16 protein-coding genes, 3 tRNA genes and 1 pseudogene are annotated in these 17,702 nt (G+C 68.1%); 13 read left to right on the forward strand and 7 right to left on the reverse strand.

Features of this window, described 5'->3' with window-relative positions:
- The first annotated feature begins 45 nt into the window (after window positions 1–45).
- The 4 genes from OIE47_RS03550 to OIE47_RS03565 all read left to right on the forward strand — a co-directional run bounded on the left by OIE47_RS03550 (window position 46) and on the right by OIE47_RS03565 (window position 2,852).
- Complete coding sequence (locus OIE47_RS03550; protein WP_326560042.1) at window positions 46–918, forward strand: replication-relaxation family protein; 873 nt, start codon at window positions 46–48, stop codon at window positions 916–918.
- Window positions 919–989: 71 nt separating this feature from the next.
- Window positions 990–1,940 (forward strand): DNA-methyltransferase, encoded by a 951-nt coding sequence (locus tag OIE47_RS03555; protein WP_326560043.1) that lies wholly within the window; start codon window positions 990–992, stop codon window positions 1,938–1,940.
- A 104-nt stretch (window positions 1,941–2,044) separates the two neighbouring features.
- Window positions 2,045–2,371, forward strand: coding sequence for a hypothetical protein (locus OIE47_RS03560; protein WP_326560044.1), 327 nt, complete (start codon window positions 2,045–2,047; stop codon window positions 2,369–2,371).
- Between the two features lie 109 nt (window positions 2,372–2,480).
- The gene (locus OIE47_RS03565) at window positions 2,481–2,852 is read left to right on the forward strand and encodes a hypothetical protein (RefSeq protein WP_326560045.1); all 372 of its coding nucleotides are present in this window, start codon (window positions 2,481–2,483) and stop codon (window positions 2,850–2,852) included.
- 29 nt (window positions 2,853–2,881) lie between these two features.
- Here OIE47_RS03565 and OIE47_RS03570 read toward each other — a convergent pair whose 3' ends face one another.
- Window positions 2,882–3,307 (reverse strand): hypothetical protein, encoded by a 426-nt coding sequence (locus tag OIE47_RS03570; protein ID WP_326560046.1) that lies wholly within the window; start codon window positions 3,305–3,307, stop codon window positions 2,882–2,884.
- 341 nt (window positions 3,308–3,648) lie between these two features.
- On the opposite strand from OIE47_RS03570, the pseudogene OIE47_RS37980 reads away from it, so the two are divergent.
- Window positions 3,649–4,914: pseudogene (locus OIE47_RS37980) on the forward strand (recombinase family protein); the annotation flags it as partial.
- Between the two features lie 583 nt (window positions 4,915–5,497).
- Here the strand turns inward: OIE47_RS37980 and OIE47_RS03575 are convergent.
- From OIE47_RS03575 to OIE47_RS03595, 5 genes are all read right to left on the reverse strand, one after another.
- A tRNA-Val gene (locus OIE47_RS03575) sits at window positions 5,498–5,572 on the reverse strand.
- 16 nt (window positions 5,573–5,588) lie between these two features.
- Window positions 5,589–5,659, reverse strand: a tRNA-Cys gene (locus tag OIE47_RS03580).
- A 34-nt stretch (window positions 5,660–5,693) separates the two neighbouring features.
- Window positions 5,694–5,766: transfer RNA gene (locus OIE47_RS03585), tRNA-Gly, on the reverse strand.
- Window positions 5,767–6,111: 345 nt separating this feature from the next.
- The gene (locus OIE47_RS03590; RefSeq protein WP_326560047.1) at window positions 6,112–7,131 is read right to left on the reverse strand and encodes a TAXI family TRAP transporter solute-binding subunit; all 1,020 of its coding nucleotides are present in this window, start codon (window positions 7,129–7,131) and stop codon (window positions 6,112–6,114) included.
- The gene (locus OIE47_RS03595) at window positions 7,128–9,491 is read right to left on the reverse strand and encodes a TRAP transporter permease (RefSeq protein ID WP_326560048.1); all 2,364 of its coding nucleotides are present in this window, start codon (window positions 9,489–9,491) and stop codon (window positions 7,128–7,130) included. Before OIE47_RS03595 ends, OIE47_RS03590 begins: the two co-directional genes overlap by 4 nt.
- A gap of 170 nt (window positions 9,492–9,661) precedes the next feature.
- Here OIE47_RS03595 and OIE47_RS03600 point away from each other — a divergent pair, with 170 nt between their 5' ends.
- From OIE47_RS03600 to OIE47_RS03620, 5 genes are all read left to right on the forward strand, one after another.
- Entirely contained in the window at window positions 9,662–10,267 is a 606-nt protein-coding gene (locus OIE47_RS03600; RefSeq protein WP_326560049.1) for a TetR/AcrR family transcriptional regulator, read from the forward strand.
- A 53-nt stretch (window positions 10,268–10,320) separates the two neighbouring features.
- Window positions 10,321–10,902, forward strand: a complete 582-nt coding sequence (locus tag OIE47_RS03605) for a TIGR03086 family metal-binding protein (protein ID WP_326560050.1) — start codon at window positions 10,321–10,323, stop codon at window positions 10,900–10,902.
- 227 nt (window positions 10,903–11,129) lie between these two features.
- Window positions 11,130–12,095, forward strand: a complete 966-nt coding sequence (locus OIE47_RS03610) for a carbohydrate ABC transporter permease (RefSeq protein ID WP_326560051.1) — start codon at window positions 11,130–11,132, stop codon at window positions 12,093–12,095.
- Window positions 12,092–12,955: a carbohydrate ABC transporter permease gene (locus OIE47_RS03615; RefSeq protein WP_326560052.1), complete on the forward strand. Its 864-nt coding sequence runs from the start codon at window positions 12,092–12,094 to the stop codon at window positions 12,953–12,955. Before OIE47_RS03610 ends, OIE47_RS03615 begins: the two co-directional genes overlap by 4 nt.
- Window positions 12,956–12,959: 4 nt before the next feature.
- Window positions 12,960–13,604: a hypothetical protein gene (locus OIE47_RS03620; protein ID WP_326560053.1), complete on the forward strand. Its 645-nt coding sequence runs from the start codon at window positions 12,960–12,962 to the stop codon at window positions 13,602–13,604.
- Window positions 13,605–13,817: 213 nt separating this feature from the next.
- Here the strand turns inward: OIE47_RS03620 and OIE47_RS03625 are convergent, their stop codons facing one another.
- The gene (locus tag OIE47_RS03625; protein ID WP_326560054.1) at window positions 13,818–14,660 is read right to left on the reverse strand and encodes a PmoA family protein; all 843 of its coding nucleotides are present in this window, start codon (window positions 14,658–14,660) and stop codon (window positions 13,818–13,820) included.
- Between the two features lie 229 nt (window positions 14,661–14,889).
- On the opposite strand from OIE47_RS03625, the gene OIE47_RS03630 reads away from it, so the two are divergent.
- The 3 genes from OIE47_RS03630 (at window position 14,890) to rhaI (ending at window position 17,660) form a co-directional block, all read left to right on the forward strand.
- Complete coding sequence (locus OIE47_RS03630) at window positions 14,890–15,924, forward strand: LacI family DNA-binding transcriptional regulator (protein WP_326560055.1); 1,035 nt, start codon at window positions 14,890–14,892, stop codon at window positions 15,922–15,924.
- Window positions 15,925–16,077: 153 nt separating this feature from the next.
- On the forward strand, window positions 16,078–16,488 hold the full coding sequence (locus tag OIE47_RS03635; RefSeq protein WP_326560056.1) for an L-rhamnose mutarotase: 411 nt from the start codon (window positions 16,078–16,080) through the stop codon (window positions 16,486–16,488).
- Window positions 16,485–17,660 (forward strand): L-rhamnose isomerase, encoded by a 1,176-nt coding sequence (gene rhaI / locus OIE47_RS03640; protein ID WP_326560057.1) that lies wholly within the window; start codon window positions 16,485–16,487, stop codon window positions 17,658–17,660. The genes OIE47_RS03635 and rhaI overlap by 4 nt, the downstream gene beginning before the upstream one ends.
- Window positions 17,661–17,702: the final 42 nt, after the last annotated feature.

Genomic DNA, 17,702 nt, shown 5'->3' on the forward strand with positions numbered 1-17,702 from the left:
GCACTGCCCCCTACCGGCCGCCTTGCCTCTCGCGTCGTGCCAGCCATGCCTCTGACGTGCGAAAATGGTGTCGTCGCACCAACGACTGTCGAGCCGTTACCGGCTCGACCCCGAAGTCCACGGGCACGGCTGCTGAGGGAGCGGCTCAGCGACCGCGACCTGGCCGTACTGCAATCGCTGGCCATGCTCCGCCTACTGAACGGCGACCAGGTGCAGCGGCTGCACGTCGCCGAAGGCTCGCCCGCTACCAAGGCACGACGGGCACGCACGCTCCTGCAGCGCTTGGCCGAACTCAAGCTGGTCGTCCGGCTCGGGCGACGGGTCGGCGGCGTGCGGGCGGGCAGCGCCGGGTACGTCTACGGACTGAGCGGCCACGGGCAGGCGGTGCTTGCCACCGATGGCCCCATGGGCGGCCGCCGTCGGCGGGTATGGGAGACAAGTCCCAGCTTCGTAGGTCACATCCTCGACAACAGTGAGGTGTACGTCCGGCTGGTGGAGGCCGAGCGCGACGGACTACTGGAGATGCTCGACTTTCAGGCCGAACCCGCAGCTTGGCGGCACTTTCCCGGCCCAAGCGGACAGAGAGTCATCCTCAAGCCCGATGCCTTCGTGCGATTGGGTGTGGGCGAGGTCGAGTCCAGCGCCTTCCTCGAGGTCGACCGCGGCACCGAAAGCGTGCCGACACTCCTCCGCAAGTGCCGTACCTACGCGGGCTACTGGCACAGTGGCATCGAGCAGGCCGCGCACAGCGTCTTCCCCCGCGTGCTGTGGCTGGCAAGCGGCGCACGCAGCATGGAGCGCATCACCAAGGCACTCATCCAGATGCCCCGCGAGGCGCAGCACCTGTTCCATATGACGTTTCTGGACAGTGCGGTACCAATCCTCACCGCAACGGCCCTGGGAGGCCGTAGTGCGTGAGCGGGCCCGGACGAACCCGACTTCCCCTCGGGCAGATCGTCATCGGGGACGCGCGCCGGCGGCTGGCCGAGTTGCCGGACGGGAGTATCGACACGTGCATCACCAGCCCGCCCTACTGGAACCTCCGGGACTACGGCCACCCTGAGCAGCTTGGTCTTGAGCCAGACGTCGACGCCTGGGTACGCAACCTGCTCAGCATCTGCCGCGAGATCGCCAGAGTTCTCAGGCCCGGCGGCTCACTCTGGCTGAACGTTGCAGACTCGTACTCGATCCACCACCGCCAGGGCGCGCCGAAGAAGGGCCTGCTACTTGCCCCGCAGCGGCTCGCCCTGGCCTTACTGGGCGACGGCTGGCTCGTCCGCAATCAGGTGATCTGGAGCAAGACCAACCCGATGCCGTCCAGCGTGGGCGACCGGCTGAGCTGTACCTACGAGGTGATGTTCCTGCTGGTGCGATCGCCACACTACTTCTTCGACCTTGACGCGATCCGGCAGCCGCTCACCACCACGGCGAAGACGCGCCCGAACGCTGCGGTCTACCGCTACCTGCCCGACGACGCCATCCCGCCCGACGTCGGATTCGACGACGACCAAGGGCTCAACCGGCTCAAGGCCGAAGGACGGGCCGGGCACCCGCTCGGTAAGAACCCCGGCGACGTATGGTCGCTGCCGACAGCGGGATACCGGGGCGCGCACTTCGCCACCTTCCCGCTCGCCCTGGCCGAACGGCCGCTGCTGGCCACCTGCCCCGAAAAGGTCTGCGCAGCATGTGACACGCCGTGGACGCGGGAGCGGGTCGACCGAAGCCTTGCCACACCCGCTCTCGGGATCTTGCGGCCCGACTGTGAATGCAACACCGACAGCAGGCCCGGCGTGGTGCTCGACCCGTTCATGGGCGCGGGGACGGTCGCCATCGCAGCCGAGCAGTACGGACGGAGCTGGATCGGCATCGAGCTGAATCCCACCTTCGCCGCGCTGGCGCGGGAGCGGCTCGCCGCATGGCGGGAGCGACAGCACCCATGACGGCGTGCCCGCGCCCCGCCGCACTCCCCGGTGCCGTGCGGCTGTTGTCGCCACCCCCACGAGGTGGCCAGCCGCACCAACACCGAGGAGGGGAGTTCCGAAAGATGGAACCCGGAAACGGCAAGACGGGCATCAAGACGCTCGGCCTGAAGCTGCCGGACGAACTGCACGCGCAGTTCGCACTGGTGGCGCAGCTCGACGGACTGTCCTTGACCGATGCCATGCGGCGGTCGGTCGAGCTGTACGTCGAACACAACCAGGCACAGCCGGACTTCGCCGCGCGAGCCGCTGCCGTGCTTGAGGAGATCGAGCGGGAGGCAGCTGCCCGGCGCGGCGCGATCGAGGCGCTGTTTGGGAACACCGGCACACAGCCGGTCGAGACGAAGGCCACGAGCAAGCGACGGAGCAGCGAGGCCAGCGTGCAGGCGTGAGGGTTTCGTCGTGACGCAGGGGGTGGAGGATCAGCGGCGCTGATCCTCCACCCAAGAACTGCTAATAGGTAAAGCTTGATGAATTATAAAAATAGGTCATTATTATTAAATGATGGACGAAGAATTACCACCCGCCTTCGAGGAACGTTATGAACGGATCATCGATGGCGAGGAGAGATTAGATACAGTTGCGAAGTTGAAAGACTTTTGGCTGTTTGCTGTGGAGCAGGGCTGGAAGCATCGGGAACTGAGGGAGGCGATAGCAAGAGCGACCTTTCACGCGGTCGAAAGGGATAGTTACGGCTCGCTCCTGGTGTATCTCACCGATCCGCAGCTTAAGGATGTTCATATCGAGTGGGACACTATGGTGGTTATCGGGAAGTCGCCTTACCCAGAGAAGGAGACAGACGATCAGTACTCGGACAGACTGTGGGCGATTCTTGAGTTTGAGGTGGGCAAGGTGGAGGTGCCGGCGAAATGAACTCATATCGAGGGCACCACGTCGACCAACTACACCAACCGTTCACCATTGCCTTCAGTCCGCCAAAAGTCGATCTGCCCGTTCCGAATGACGATATGACCGTGGCCAGGGCCGTCAGGGGAACCGGCTCCGCCATAGAAAACCTCTACGCGGTTCGGATCGTCGTTCTGATAGTAGCGAATAAGCGCCTGCCGTCCGCCGAGTATGGTGGCATGCGTCCATAGGGTGTCACGCTGAACGTTATGCCCACGAGCACGTTGATCGGCGATCCGTGCATCGACCTCTCGTTGCTTCTCGGCAACGATATTCAAGATAATCGCCTGCGCCCCGAGGAGCCTTTCCTGTTCCTTGCGACTACGCCGTCGCTCGTTGAACTCCCGCTGCGTCGCCGCACTGTCCCCCGGATTCCTCAGGCCAGCGGCTAACGCATCCCTCATATTGTCCATAAAGCCCATCGCTTGCAGTTCCTCCCCTTTGGTCGTGTGACTGCATCGCCTTGGCGAGCAGTCGCCGTTTTGGAAGTAACTGATGACGGTGCCGCAGGGTTACGGGGCAAGCCGAATGATGGCGGTTTGGGTGTTTACGCAAAACGTCTGAGCAGTCGCCACGCTCACCCCATCCCACGACCATGCTGCGAAAACTACAGCTCAAAATAGGATCTTGGTCTGCCAAGATATAGGGAGATATGAATGAATCAAAAGGATCGAAAGAATATGCGCCCGGATCGGCAAGGGCATATCCTTCCTGGCCCCACGACGCGCGGGGGCGCGATGGAATGACGAATTGGGAGGAAGGTATGCCCACCGAATTGCCGGTGTACACGAACGAAGATCAGGGAACGGATCAAGATCGGGATGGGAGGACAGACGCAAGCGTACGGCAGATCGCTTACCAGCGACAGCAGTCAGCGAATCGACAACAGATCATTCGAGGGCTACGTGGCAAGGAAAGCAGTCCGCCGGCAACACCTGGCGCCGTAGCTGCAGCCAGCCAGGTCCCGCCGCACGGGAGCCGGAACAAAATATCAACTGCCAGCGACACGAACGAAGCATTTATCTACGCCCGGGTGAGCACCCGCGACCAAGCCCGCACAGGTGGCGGCGAAGAGGGATACTCGATTCCCCACCAGCGAGAAGCCTGCGAGACCAAGGCCCGATCGCTGGGTGCGGCTATCGCCGGGGTATATATCGATGCAGGGGAAAGCGCAAAGTCAGTACATAGGCCACAGCTTCAAGAGATGCTCAAGGATCTCAAGAAACGCCGGGTCCGCTATCTCATCGTTCACAAGATCGACCGGCTGGCCAGGAACCGCGAAGACGATATGGCGATTCGCCTAATGCTCGCCCGCGCTGGCGTCGAGCTGGTTTCCTGCACCGAGAACATTTCAAACAGTGCGCACGGCCGATTCCTACACAACATCATGGCAGATACGGCCGAGTTCTATCGCGAGAACCTCGCCGAGGAAGTCATGAAAGGCCTCGTTCGCAAGGCACAGGAAGGCGGCACTCCATTCCGTGCGCCACTGGGCTACCTGAACGTACGTGAGTTTGTTGACGGGCTCGGCATCTCCCGGGTCATCCTCGATGCCGAGCGGGCACCCATCGTGCGCTGGTGTCTGGAGCAGTACGCGAGCGGCGAATGGACCGTGAACGAGCTTGTAGTCGCAGCCCGCAGTCGAGGACTAACCTCGCGCCCGACACGCGTCAGGCCATCCGAACCGATCAACCCCACAACCATGCACAACCTTCTACGCAATCCCTACTATATGGGGGTTATTGCCTACAACGGCTTCCACTACGAAGGAAAGCATGAGGCGCTCGTCAGCCCGGAGACATGGCTGCGAATCCAGGACATACTGGCTGCCCACCGCCATGCCGGCGAAAAAGACCGTAAATGGCCTCATTACCTACGCGGCTCGATTTTCTGCGGAGCCTGTGGCGGCCGCCTCGTCTTCAGCCGCCATCGCGGTAACGGCGGGCTCTACGAGTACTACCACTGCGTCAAGAAGAAGCTGAAGGCCAACAACTGCCGGCGTGGTGGCATCCGCCTCCACGCCGTCGAGGACGGGATCGCCCGCTTCTACCAGACCTTCCAGCTACCGCCGGAGCGGATCGCTGAGCTTCGAGACGCGGTACTCGACGAGTTCCAGACTCAGCGCAACGACGCCCAGGAGAACGCCGAACGTGCCAAGAAGCGCCTGGCACGGCTCAGGGACGAACGGTCGAAGCTCATGCAGGCCCACTACGCTGGCGCCGTTCCGGTTGATCTTCTCAAGACCGAGATGGAGCGGCTGACGCGCGCCCTCGCCGAGGCGGAGACGGAGATCACCAGAGCGACGGCCAGCCTATCCGATGTCACACAGACGCTGCACGACGCCTTGACGGTGGCGGGGCACTGCCAGCAGCACTACGTCGCCGCTCCCCCTGCCATCAGGCGTCAGATCAACCAGGGCTTCTTCAAGAAGCTCTACCTAGGCCAGGACGGGGCGGTCGAACGGTACGAGCTCACAGAGCCGTTCCAGCAGCTGCTCGGCGCCGAGTGGGCCGAGACGCCAACAGCCGTAGCACCAGCGAACACACTTGATCAACAAAAACACACCATGCCGGACAATGATCTTGTCCGGCATGGTGTGCATCAACCATACCTGGTGGGCGATACTGGGTTTGAACCAGTGACCTCTTCCGTGTCAAGGAAGCGCGCTCCCACTGCGCCAATCGCCCTCGCATATCCTTGCCGAGGTGGAGACGGGATTTGAACCCGTGTACACGGCTTTGCAGGCCGTTGCCTCGCCTCTCGGCCACTCCACCGAGGTTGCCCCCGACGTGCGTGGCGGCATCTCCGAGCGGACGACGGGACTCGAACCCGCGACCCTCACCTTGGCAAGGTGATGCGCTACCAACTGCGCTACGTCCGCTTGTCTCCGGTGTTTCCTGGTGACGGATGAGAACTTTAGCCGAGCGCGCGAACATGTGCCAAATCGGGGGTGGCCGTGGCGGGTCGGCCCGCCCCTCGTTGCGCCGTTCCCGCAGGTGAGGGCCGTACGAAACGGGCAGGGGCGGTGTGCCGGGACAGGTACGAACCACACTCCGTAAGGCATCCTAGGAACCTGGTTTGGATGGAAGGTCGTACGGATGGTGGATGGGTGGGGGTCTGAAAGGAGGCATGCGACGGGTGTTGGTCTGGGCGGATCGGGGGATTTCCGCCAGCATGTCCGGGTGTCCCGGGTCCGGGACGGGCGGACCCGGGACGACGAGCCGGGCTACTTCGGGGCGTTGAGGTCGTCCAGCGCCTTGTCGGCGCCCCGGTGCAGCGGCACCGGGGTGGTCTTGCGGGCGGTCTCCAGGCTGATCTCCCTGGCCGCCGCGTTGGCCTGTTCGAGCTGCGGCTTGCGGTCGAACAGCGCCTTGGTCAGTACGCAGACCAGGTTCGCGTCGAGGTCGTTCTTCACCAGCAGCAGGTTGGGCACCACGATGGTCCGTACGGGGGCGGGGGTGCCGTAGGTGGCGGCCGGGATGGAGCCTTCCTCGTACACCGGGTTGATCTTTTTCATCTCGGACAGCAACGGGGTGATGTCCAGGAAGGCGACCTGGTCCCTGGAGGTGGTGAACAGGTCCGTGATGCCGGGGGTGGGGAGTCCACCGGACCAGAAGAAGGCGTCGATCGAGCCGTCCTTGACCCCGTCGACGGTCTTGGTCAGGTCGAGCCGCTGGGCCTGGATGTCCTGGGCCGGATCGAGGCCGGCCGCCTCCAGCAGCCGGTTGGCGATCACCTCGGTGCCCGACTTCGGGGAGCCGGTGGAGATCCGCTTGCCCTTCATGCCCTCGACCGAGGTGATCCCCGAGCCGGTACGCACGACCACCTGGGTGTAGTTGGTGTAGATCCGGGAGAGCGCCTGCACCGGCTGTGCCTGGCCCTCGAAGCTCCCCGTCCCCTGGACCGCGTCGGCGGCGGTGTCGGCCAGTGAGAACGCCACCGCGTAGCTCCCGGCCACCAACTGCTGGATGTTCTGCACCGAGGCACCGGTCTCGGCCGCGGTGGCCTTGACCTTGCCGTCGGTGGCGGTGGTGATCTGCTCGGCGTAGGCGTTGCCGAGCGCGAAGTAGACACCGGTGGAGTTTCCGGTGGCGATGCCGATCCGGGTGTCTGCGGCGACCTCGCAGCTCACCTCTCCGCCGGCGTCGGTGGTGGCCCCGTCCTGCCGGCCGCCACAGCCGACCAGGCCGGCCAGTCCGAGGCCGACCGTCGCGATTCCCGCGACGACCCTCGTGGCACGGTTCATGAACTCTCCTTCTTCCGGGGTGATCGGTCCGGTGGAGGGGCCGACCGGGCCGTTGACCTGATCTCGCCGGCTTCCTCGACCGGATCGGCCGCCCCGGCCTCCCCCGCCTTACCGGCTCCCCCCACCGAACCGCCCGACCGGCGTGCAGCCACCGGCCCCGTTCCCCCCGCCGATCCCACCGCCTCCGTTCCCGGATCCACCGCCGACGACGACCCCGCAACCACCGCCACCGAGCCCTGCCCCGCATCTGCTGTCCGCCGGTCGGCGCGGCGGCGGGCCACCGCCAGGGCGGCGGCACCGGCGAGCAGCGCGGCACCGGCCCCGATCGAGACCGGGTGCAGGTAGAGCAGGAGCAGTCCGGCCAGCCCGGCGAGGATCCGGCCGGCGGTGCCGACCGGGCCGATGCCGAGCAGCCAACCGCCGCTCGCCGCGGCCACCGCGGCGATGCCGAGGCAGGCGACCGCGGCGGTCCAGAGCACACCGAGCACCGGTCCCCGACCGAGCAGGTATTCACCCGGCCCGGTCAGGACGAAGGCGATCGGGGCGAGGAAGGCCGGTAGCGCGTACTTCAGTGCCTGCCACATGGTGGGCACGGTCCGGCCGCCGGTGATCGCGGCGGCGCCGACGGCGGCGAGTGCGGTGGGTGGGGTGACCTCGGAGAGCACCGAGTAGTAGAAGACGAACATCGCCGCCGCGGGGGCCGGTACGCCGAGCGCCAGCAGGGCCGGCCCGATGATCACCCAGCCGATGATGAACGAGGCGGTGACCGGTACGGCGAGTCCGAGCAGGGCGAGCGCGACGGCGGCGAAGACGACGGTGAGTGCGAGCACCACCGCGGGCCGGTCGGCCAGGGTCTCCGCGGCGCGGACGAGCAGACCGGCGAACTGTGCGCCGAGTCCGGTCTTGGTGGTGGTGGCGGTGATGATGCCGGCGGCGCCGCAGACCGCGACGACCGGGAGGACTCCGCGTACGCCGGTGACGAGGGCGGTGAACAGGCGGTCGGGGGTGAGCCATCCTCGCCGGTCGAGGAAGGAGAGCGCGAACGCCAGTGCGGTCGCGTACACCACCGAGCGGGTGGCGCTGACCCCGACCGCGAGCAGCACCACGATCACGATCAGGGAGGAGAAGTGGTAGCCGAACCGGAGCAGGAGCCGGCCCGGCGAGCCGGCGACGACCTCGACCACCCGTACCCCGAACCGGCGGGCGTCGATCTCGACGGCGAGCAGGATGCCGAGGTAGTAGAGCAGGGTCGGGATCATCGCCCAGCCGAGCACGGTCAGGTAGGACACGCCCAGGTACTCGGCGACGATGAAGGCGGCTGCGCCGAGGGTGGGTGGGGAGAGGATGGCACCGACACCGGCGGCGGCGAGCATGCCGCCGGCCTGTTCGGGCGGGTAGCCGGCGCGGCGCAGGATGGGCCAGCTCACCGCCCCGACGCTGACGGCGGTGGCCGTACCGGATCCGGAGACCGTGCCGAGCAGGAAGCCGGCGGCGACGGCGGTGCGACCGGCGGCGCTGCGCGACCGGCGGAAGGCGGAGACCGACAGGTCGACGAAGAACCGGCCGGCGCCGGAGAGGTCGAGTACGGCGCCGTAGATGGTGAACAGCACGATGTAGGTGGCGGCTACGTCGAGCGGGGTGCCGTAGAAGCCGCTGCCGGAGTTGTAGAGGGCGTCGACGATCTGGGCGAAGTCGAGTCCGGCGTGGGCGATCGCCCAGTGCTGGGGCAGCAGGCCGCCGTAGTAGCCGTAGCCGAGGAAGAGCAGGCAGACCACGGGCAGCACCCAGCCGGTGGTGCGCCGGCAGGCCTCGATCAGCAGGGCCAGGAGCAGGGCGCCGAGCAGCACGTCGGTCGGTGCGAGCAGCCCCTGCCGGTCGAGGAAGGCGTCGTAACCGCCGCCGGCCCCGGCGATCGGGACGGGCAGCACCGGGTAGAGGCAGACCAGCAGGGCCAGTCCGGCCAGCAGCCAGTCGCCGACCGTTGGCCCGGCGCCCGTGGGCGGTTCCGGCCGGTCGGCCGGGTCGCCGGGCGGCGCCGGTCCGCGCCGGGTCAGCCGTGTCGGCCACCGCAGGCCGGACCGGTAGGCGAGGAAAACCAACGGGAGTACGCCCGCGAGGAAGATGATCAGGTAGTACTGGCTGCCCTGCGACAGTGGCCGGAACACCTGGGCCAGGACGAGCAGCGCGACGGTGAACGCGGCCACGGCGACCACGGTGGCGGCCGGACCGGTCAGTTCCCTGGCCGGGCGTTCCTCGTCGTCGTAGACCACCGTCGCGGGTTGCTCCACCATCGACGGTCGTGCGGATTCGTCCCGCTTGTTGTCGGCCGTTGGTGGGACGGGGGCCTGACCCTCGGGCATGTGCGGACCCTACTACGAGCCACCGATGAACTCCGATACCTTCACCCGATAGAGATCAATGCCTACCGCTGGGTACGGGACTGAGCTGGCGATCCCACACGGGGTCACGAGCCAAAGACCGTCAGTATTGGTGACTTACCGTATTCACATCGATAGGTTAACGTAGCCGCGTGACGAGACGCGCGGCCGAGATCCGCCTAGATGCGCTGCTGCGTACCGCCTGTGCGGTGATCAAGGAGCGCGGGTTGGCGAACACCCGTACCGCCGACGTGGCCCAGGCCGCCGGGGTGAGCCAGGCACTCGTGTTCTACCACTTCGCCACGAAGGAGCGGCTGCTCGCGCAGGCGTTCGCGTACGCGGCGGAGCAGGATCTGGCCCGACTCGACGCGGTGGTCCGGTCCTCGGCCGGCCCGCTGGAGAAGCTCCGGAAGATCCTCAAACTGTACGCACCGACCGGCCGGTCGAAGTCGTGGGGAATGTGGATCGACGGCTGGTCGGAGTCCCTGCGTACGCCCGAGTTGGAGAAGGTGTCCCGGCGGCTGGACCTGCGCTGGCGGGAGGACCTCGCCGACATCATCGCGGCCGGCGTGGACGAGGGCGTGTTCGTCTGTGACGATCCGGGCGGCGCCGCCTGGCGGATCAACGCGCTGATCGACGGGCTCGCGGTGCAGTCGGCGGTGCACGACCGGGTGATCTCCCGCCGCCTGCTCTCCGAGTGGGTCCACCTGGCCACCGCACGCGAGCTCGGCCTGTCCCCCGAACAGCTGGACGGCTGACCGCCGGACGGAAAGACCGGCCGCCGGACGGAAGACGGAGCAGAATCGGGTCCATGGATCTGCTGCAGACGTACCGGCGCAGCCTGGACGAGTTCACCGACCGGGTCGCCCAGGTCGGGTACGACCAGTGGGCCCTGCCCACCCCGTGCGGCGACTGGGACGTACGCGCGCTGGTGAACCATGTGGTCGTCGAGGACCGGTGGACCGTCCCGCTGCTGGCCGGTGCGACCATCGAGCAGGTCGGCGACCAGTTCGACGGTGACCTGCTCGGCGACGACCCGGCCGGCACCGCGCAGGACGCCGCGGCCGCGGCCGAGCGGGGCGCGAGCGAGCCCGGAGCGCTCGACCGTACGGTGCACCTCTCGTTCGGGGACACCCCGGCGAGCGAGTACCTGCACCAGCTCCTGGCCGAGCACCTGGTGCACGGCTGGGACCTGGCGGTGGCGATCGGGGTCGAGCCGAAGCTGGACGCCGAGGCGGTACGCGAGTGCGCCCGCTGGTTCACCGAGCGGACCGGGATGTACCGGCAGGGTGGCCTGGTCGCCTCGGCGGTGCACGTGCCGGAGAATGCCAGCGAGCAGGACCGGCTGGTGGCGGCGTTCGGGCGGGATCCGGACTGGGCTCCGGGCGACTGAGACGACCGGGACGTCGGCGGGATTTTTCGGGCCCTGAATGAAACGATTCATCCCGTCGACCTCCTGGCCAGCGGAGTTCGATGAATGTTTCACGGCCGTGTCCATTTCGTTGACAGGACCTCCGACCGCCGGTACGTTCCCCGTCATTGAATGGTTTCACGCGCGCCGCCACGGGAGTGCGCCGCCCCTGCGGCGCAGGCGTCACGAGCCGATCGGATTGCTACGCCATGACGACTGACACACTGCGCCGGCCGCCCCCCGGGCCCGCCGATCCGACCGCCAAGGCGGGGCGCAACCGCCCGCGCTACCGGCGCCACCGGCCCGGCATCGCGTACCTTTTCCTCTCCCCCTGGGTCTGCGGCGCGCTGCTGCTCACCCTCGGGCCGATGCTCGCCTCGCTCTACCTGTCGTTCACCGACTACGACCTGTTCACCAGCCCGAACTGGGTCGGCCTGGAGAACTACAAGCGGCTGTTCACCGACGACGCCCGGTTCCTCGCCTCGGCCAAGGTCACCGCGACGTACGTGCTGATCTCCGTACCGTTGAAGCTGGCCGCCGCCCTGGCGGTGGCGATGCTGCTCAACAACGCGCGGCGCGGACAGGGGTTCTACCGGTCCGCGTTCTACGCCCCCTCGCTGCTCGGCACCGGGGTGGCGATCGCGCTGGCCTGGCGGGCCCTGTTCACCGACAACGGCGTGGTCGACTCGCTCACCGGCCGGGTCGGCTGGGACACCGGCGGCTGGATCAACGAACCGGACTACGCGATCTACGTGCTGATCATCCTGGCGATCTGGCAGTTCGGCGCCCCGATGGTGATCTTCCTGGCCGGGCTCAAGCAGGTCCCGCAGGAACTGTACGACGCCGCCGCGGTGGACGGTTCCGGCCGCTGGCGCACGTTCCGTTCGGTGACCCTCCCGATGCTCTCCCCGATCATCCTGTTCAACCTGGTGCTGGAGACCATCCACGCGTTCCAGGCGTTCACCCCCGCGTTCATCGTCAGCGGCGGGCGGGGCGGGCCGAGCAACTCCACCCTGTTCTACACGCTCTACCTCTACGAGCGCGGGTTCTCCCAGTTCCGGATGGGCTACGCCTCCGCGATGGCCTGGATCCTGCTGATCACCGTCGCCGTCATCACCGCGCTCTTCTTCGGCACCTCCCGCCGCTGGGTCTTCTACGCCGGGGAGAACAAATGACCACCTACCCGCAGTCCCGCACCACCGGCAGTCGGCTGCGCGGGCTCGGCTGGCACGCGTTGATCATCGCCATGCTGTTGCTGCTGCTCTACCCGATCGTGTGGCTGCTCACCGCGTCGGTGAAACCGACCGACGAGATCCTGTCCAGCCTGGACCTGTTCCCGACCCGGTTCGTCCCGGAGAACTACTCCACCGCGCTGGACGGCATCGCCGGGATCAGCGTGTGGCGGTTCTTCGGCAACTCGCTGATCGTCGCGGTCGGCGCGGTCCTGGGCAACCTGATCTCCTGCTCGCTGGCCGCGTACGCCTTCGCCCGGCTGCGGTTCAAGCTGCGCGGGCCGCTGTTCGCGCTCACCCTGCTGACCATCATGCTGCCGTACCACGTGGTGCTGATCCCGCAGTACACGATCTTCCAGAAGCTCGACCTGGTGGGCACCTTCGTCCCGCTGATCCTGCCGAAGCTGCTGGCCACCGACGCGTTTTTCATCTTCCTCATGGTGCAGTTCATCCGTGGCCTGCCCCGGGAACTCGACGACGCCGCCGAGATCGACGGCTGCGGCCCGGTGCTGACCTTCCGGTACGTCATCCTGCCGCTGCTCAAGCCGGCCCTGGTCACCACGACGATCTTCACGTTCATCTGGACCTGGAACGACTTCTTCAGTCAACTGGTCTACCTGAACGATCCGGAGACGTACACGCTGCCGCTGGCGTTGCGGCTGTTCATCGACCAGACCAGCGAGTCGGCGTTCGGCCCGATGTTCGCCATGTCGGTCCTGAGCATCGTGCCGGTGGTGCTGTTCTTCCTGGCCTTCCAGCGTTACCTGGTGGAGGGCATCGCCACCTCCGGGCTGAAGGGCTGAGCCGATGACCGGACCCGAGGACGACACCCGTCGCACCCCGGCACCGCAGCGGTTCGGTGGGTTCGCCGCCGGACTGGCCCGGCTCTCCGAGGTGCTGGTCCTCGGTCTGCTCACCCTCGTCGCCGCACTGCCGCTGGTGACCGCCTACGTGGCGGTCACCGCGGCGGTGACCGTACTGCGCGATCGCGCCGACGACGGTGCGGGCGTCACCGTACGGGGCTACCTGCGAGCACTGCGCGCCACGGCGGGCAGCGGCTGGTGGCCGTACCTCGTGCCGGTCGCCCTCGCCGCGGTGCTCACGCTCGACGCGGCCGCGGTCGGCGCCGGACTGCCCGGCGGCCGGATCATCGGCCCGGCGCTCCTGCTCGCCACCGCCCTGCTCGCCGCGACAGCACTGCGCGCTGCGGTCGCCTGGCACCCGCACACCGGTTGGCCAGCGGCAGCCGCATCGGCCGTCGACCGCACCCGATCCGACCCGACCGGCACCGCCCTGCTGCTGCTCGCCCTGATCGCCGTGGCCCTCACCGCCTCGATGGGACCGATCCTCTGGCCCCTGCTACCCGGCCTACCGGCACTGGCCGCCGTGGCGGTAGACCGCCGCCGCCCCACCGGAACCCTCGCCACCACCGCCAGGACCGGCACGGACTAGGAACCCGCGTGACCAGCCAGGGTTCGGGCCCGCCGTGACCGGCGAGGGGATCAAGCGTGACGGCCCTCGCCGGGCACGGCGGGCCCGAACCCCCCAGGCAGACCCAGGCCCGAACCCCAGGCCCCAAGACCCGCCGGTCCAATGCTGTACCGACGGTGCACCCCGGCCGGACCCGCGCCTTCCTCGGTGCGACGGGTCCGGCCGGGCTCCGCCTCAGCTCAGTCCGGCGAGCTGATCGCGGCCGAGCGCCCCGTCGACCACCGCGACCCGGTGCCGTCGACTGATCCGCTGCCCGGCCGGGATCGTCAGCGTCTGCCGGTAGGCCAACGCGATGTTGACCCCCGGATAGCCGTAGGCGCGGGTGAACCACACGTCACCCTCGCCCAACCCGGAGAAGACCAGGGTGTACGGGGCACCGCCGGCACCCTCGCCGACCAGGGCGAGCCACGGTTCGGTGGTCCCGTTGACCTGGTCCTCGCCCTCGCCGGTGGCGGTGAGGACCCGTACCGTGCCGAGCGCCGCCCGCCAGAAGAACCCGCCGTACCCGGCCCCGTCGGGGCGGCCGTTGGTGGCCGGGCTGCCCAGGGTGACGTCCCGGTCCGCGGGTGCGGTCAGGCTGTACGCGAAGTCGAGCAGCCAGGCGTCGTCACGGCCCGCGATCGCCCCGGCGGACACGGTCCGGTCCTCGGTGAGCAGCAGCCCCCCGTCGGTGCCGAGCCAACGCAGGCGCTGGCCGAAGCCGTTGTCCGCCTGCCGCCCCCAGCTCTCCGGCACGATCCGTCCGTGGTCGTCGAGCCAGGTGTAACCCTGGTCGCGGACGTAGGTCCTGCCGCCCCAGAGGTTGTAGCCGTCGACGTCCTGGATACCGACGGAGACGCCGAGGTGGTGCGGATGGTCCTCGGGCAGGATGTCGGTGACCACCACCCCGCCGAGCGTCCGTACGGGATGCAGGTACGGCCGGGGCGACAGTCGCGGGTCGAGGTCGGGCGTGGGGACGTACTCGGCGACGGTCTCGCCGCGTACGCGCAGCCGGGTGGTGGTGGTTCCGTGGCTCATCTGTCCGCCTCTCGTGGTCGACCACCCTCGCGGCGGCCCGACCAGCCAGGTACGAATTGGAAAGCGCTTGCCCCCGATCGGCGCCACCCTACCGGGCGCGGCCGGGCGACTGCTGCCGGTAGGGTCTGCGCCACGACGCGCGACCGGTGGCACGGGGATCGATCCGGCAACGCTATTCTTGACACGTTTCAGTCGGTGCGGACCAGCCCGACTGCGAAAGGAGGCGACGGTGGCGGGACCAGCCGTGAGCATCCGTGACGTGGCCACCCGCGCGGGTGTGTCGGTCGGCACGGTTTCCAACGTGCTCAATCGGCCCGACATCGTCGCGGCGTCGACCCGTACCCGTGTGCTCGCCGCGATCAGCGATCTCGGGTTCGTGCCGAACGACGCGGCCCGGCAGTTGCGCCGGGGCCGGGGACGCACCCTGGGCCTGGTCGTACTCGACGTGGCGAACCCGTTCTTCACCGACGTCGCCAAGGGCGTCGAGGAGGCCACCGGCGCGGCCGGGATGGCGGTCATCTTCTGCAACAGCGACGGCGATCCGGTACGCGAGAGCGCCTATCTGGACCTGCTGGAGGAGCAGCGGGTGCAGGGCGTACTGATCACCCCGGTCGACGACGCGAACGAGCGGCTGGTGCGGCTGCGCGACCGGGGCGTACTGGTGGTGCTGCTGGACCGACGCTCGAACCGGCCGGACGTCTGCTCGGTGTCGGTCGACGACCGGCTCGGCGGCGAGCTGGCCGCCCGGCACCTGGTCGAGACCGGACACCGGCAGATCGCCTTTGTGGGTGGGCCGTGGCGGCTGGAGCAGGTCCGCGACCGCTACGCCGGTGCGGTGCACGCCCTGCGTGAGGCCGGGTTGGACGAGGACCGGTTGCGCCGGTTCGACACCCCGAGCCCGACCGTGGCCGCCGGCCGGGACGCCGCCGCCCGGATCCTGGGCCAACCCCGTTCGGCCCGCGCCACCGCGGTCTTCTGCGCCAACGACCTGCTCGCCCTCGGGGTGCTGCAGGAACTGACCCGGCAGCAGGTCCGGGTGCCCGAGGAGATCGCCCTGGTCGGGTACGACGACATCGAGTTCGCCGCCGCGGCGGCGGTGCCGCTGTCCTCGGTCCGCCAGCCCCGTCAGCGGCTCGGGCGTACCGCGGCGGCCCTCATGCTGGAGGAGTCGAACGAGCCCGAGGTGCACCAGCACCAGCAGGTGATCTTCGAGCCCGAACTGGTGGTCCGCGAATCCAGCCGGTACACCCGCCGGGAGAGCTGAACCCCGGCGACTCCCGCCCGCCGACGCCGCAGCCGGTGGCCCGTGTGACATGACGGGGTCGACGCCGGGGCTTCGTTTCCTTGACATCCCAGCGCGGTCGCTCGTAGTTTGAGGGCGGGATTATTGAAACGGTTCACAAACTAAGGGGGCCCGGTGCGGAGAGTCTGCTTCGTCCTACGGGTACGACCCGACCGGCTGACCGAGTACACCGCGCGCCACGCCGCCGTCTGGCCGGACATGCTGGCCGCGCTCCGGGACGCCGGTTGGTACGACTACTCGATCTTCCTGCACACCGACGGACTGCTGGTCGGACACTTCCGTACCGACGACCTGGCCGAGTCGCTCGCCGCGATGGAACGTACCGAGGTCAACGCGCGGTGGCAGGCAGAGATGGCCCCGTTCTTCGAGGGACTCGACGGACGCCGCCCGGACGAGGGCTTCACCGTCCTCACCGAGATCTTCAACCTCGACGCCCAACTCGACGCCCTCACCCCCGCCTCGGCCGGCCCCGCCGCGCCCGCACCCGCCGCATCCGCACTCGATTCCACTCAGGAGCTATCGTGACCGCCACCGCAGCCTCGCCGGAGGTCCGGGCCGCCCTGCGCGGCCAGCGGATCGAGGTGCCCTCCTGGGCGTACGGCAACTCCGGCACCCGGTTCAAGGTGTTCTCCCAGCCGGGTGTGCCGCGTACCCCGCAGGAGAAGATCGCCGACGCGGCGCAGGTGCACGCGTACACCGGGATCGCCCCGATCGTCTCGCTGCACATCCCGTGGGACCGGGTCGACGACTACGCCAAGCTCGCCTCGTACGCCGCCGACCTCGGGGTACGGATCGGCGCGATCAACGCGAACGTGTTCCAGGACGACGACTACCGGCTCGGCAGCGTCACCAACCCCGACCCGGCGATCCGGCGCAAGGCCCTGGGCCACCTGCTCGAGTGCGTGGACATCATGGATGCCACCGGCTCGCCGGACCTGAAGCTGTGGTTCTCCGACGGCACCAACTACCCCGGTCAGGACGACATCCGCTCCCGGCAGGACCGGCTCGCCGAGGCGCTCGCCGCCACCTACGACCGGATCGGTGAGCACCAGCGGATCCTGCTGGAGTACAAGCTGTTCGAGCCGGCGTTCTACGTCACCGACGTACCGGACTGGGGCACCGCGTACGCGCACTGCCTCAAGCTCGGCGAACGGGCCCAGGTGGTGATCGACACCGGGCACCACGCCCCCGGGACCAACATCGAGTTCATCGTGGCGTTCCTGCTGCGCGAGGGGAAGCTCGGCGCGTTCGACTTCAACTCCCGGTTCTACGCCGACGACGACCTGATGGTCGGTGCGGCCGACCCGTTCCAGCTGTTCCGGATCATGCACGAGATCGTCCGGGCGGACGCCCTGCGGGTCGAGTCGGGGGTGAACTTCATGCTCGACCAGTGCCACAACATCGAGCCGAAGATCCCCGGCCAGATCCGCTCGGTGCTCAACGTCCAGGAGGCCACCGCGAAGGCGCTGCTGGTCGACGCCGACGCGCTGGCCGCCGCCCAGGCCGCCGGTGACGTACTCGGGGCGAACGCGGTGCTGATGGACGCGTACAACACCGACGTCCGGCCGCTGCTGCGCGAGATCCGGGCCGAGCAGGGCCTCGACCCCGACCCGATGGCCGCGTACGCCCGGTCCGGTTACGCCGAGAAGATCGCCGCCGACCGGGTCGGCGGACAGCAGGCCGGTTGGGGCGCATGACCACCACCGGCGAGACAACCGACAACGGCACACACGAGGGGA

The sequence above is a fragment of the Micromonospora sp. NBC_01796 genome, assembly GCF_035917455.1.
Classification (GTDB): Bacteria; Actinomycetota; Actinomycetes; order Mycobacteriales; family Micromonosporaceae; genus Micromonospora_G.

Bases quoted from the DNA above. Each gene is read 5' to 3' on its own strand.
- OIE47_RS03550 (WP_326560042.1), top strand. From the start codon at position 46: ATGCCTCTGACGTGCGAAAATGGTGTCGTCGCACCAACGACTGTCGAG.
- OIE47_RS03560 (WP_326560044.1), top strand. From the start codon at position 2,045: ATGGAACCCGGAAACGGCAAGACGGGCATCAAGACGCTCGGCCTGAAG.
- OIE47_RS03565 (WP_326560045.1), top strand. From the start codon at position 2,481: ATGATGGACGAAGAATTACCACCCGCCTTCGAGGAACGTTATGAACGG.
- OIE47_RS03570 (WP_326560046.1), bottom strand. From the start codon at position 3,307: ATGGGCTTTATGGACAATATGAGGGATGCGTTAGCCGCTGGCCTGAGG.
- OIE47_RS03590 (WP_326560047.1), bottom strand. From the start codon at position 7,131: ATGAACCGTGCCACGAGGGTCGTCGCGGGAATCGCGACGGTCGGCCTC.
- OIE47_RS03595 (WP_326560048.1), bottom strand. From the start codon at position 9,491: ATGCCCGAGGGTCAGGCCCCCGTCCCACCAACGGCCGACAACAAGCGG.
- OIE47_RS03605 (WP_326560050.1), top strand. From the start codon at position 10,321: ATGGATCTGCTGCAGACGTACCGGCGCAGCCTGGACGAGTTCACCGAC.
- OIE47_RS03610 (WP_326560051.1), top strand. From the start codon at position 11,130: ATGACGACTGACACACTGCGCCGGCCGCCCCCCGGGCCCGCCGATCCG.
- OIE47_RS03615 (WP_326560052.1), top strand. From the start codon at position 12,092: ATGACCACCTACCCGCAGTCCCGCACCACCGGCAGTCGGCTGCGCGGG.
- OIE47_RS03620 (WP_326560053.1), top strand. From the start codon at position 12,960: ATGACCGGACCCGAGGACGACACCCGTCGCACCCCGGCACCGCAGCGG.
- OIE47_RS03625 (WP_326560054.1), bottom strand. From the start codon at position 14,660: ATGAGCCACGGAACCACCACCACCCGGCTGCGCGTACGCGGCGAGACC.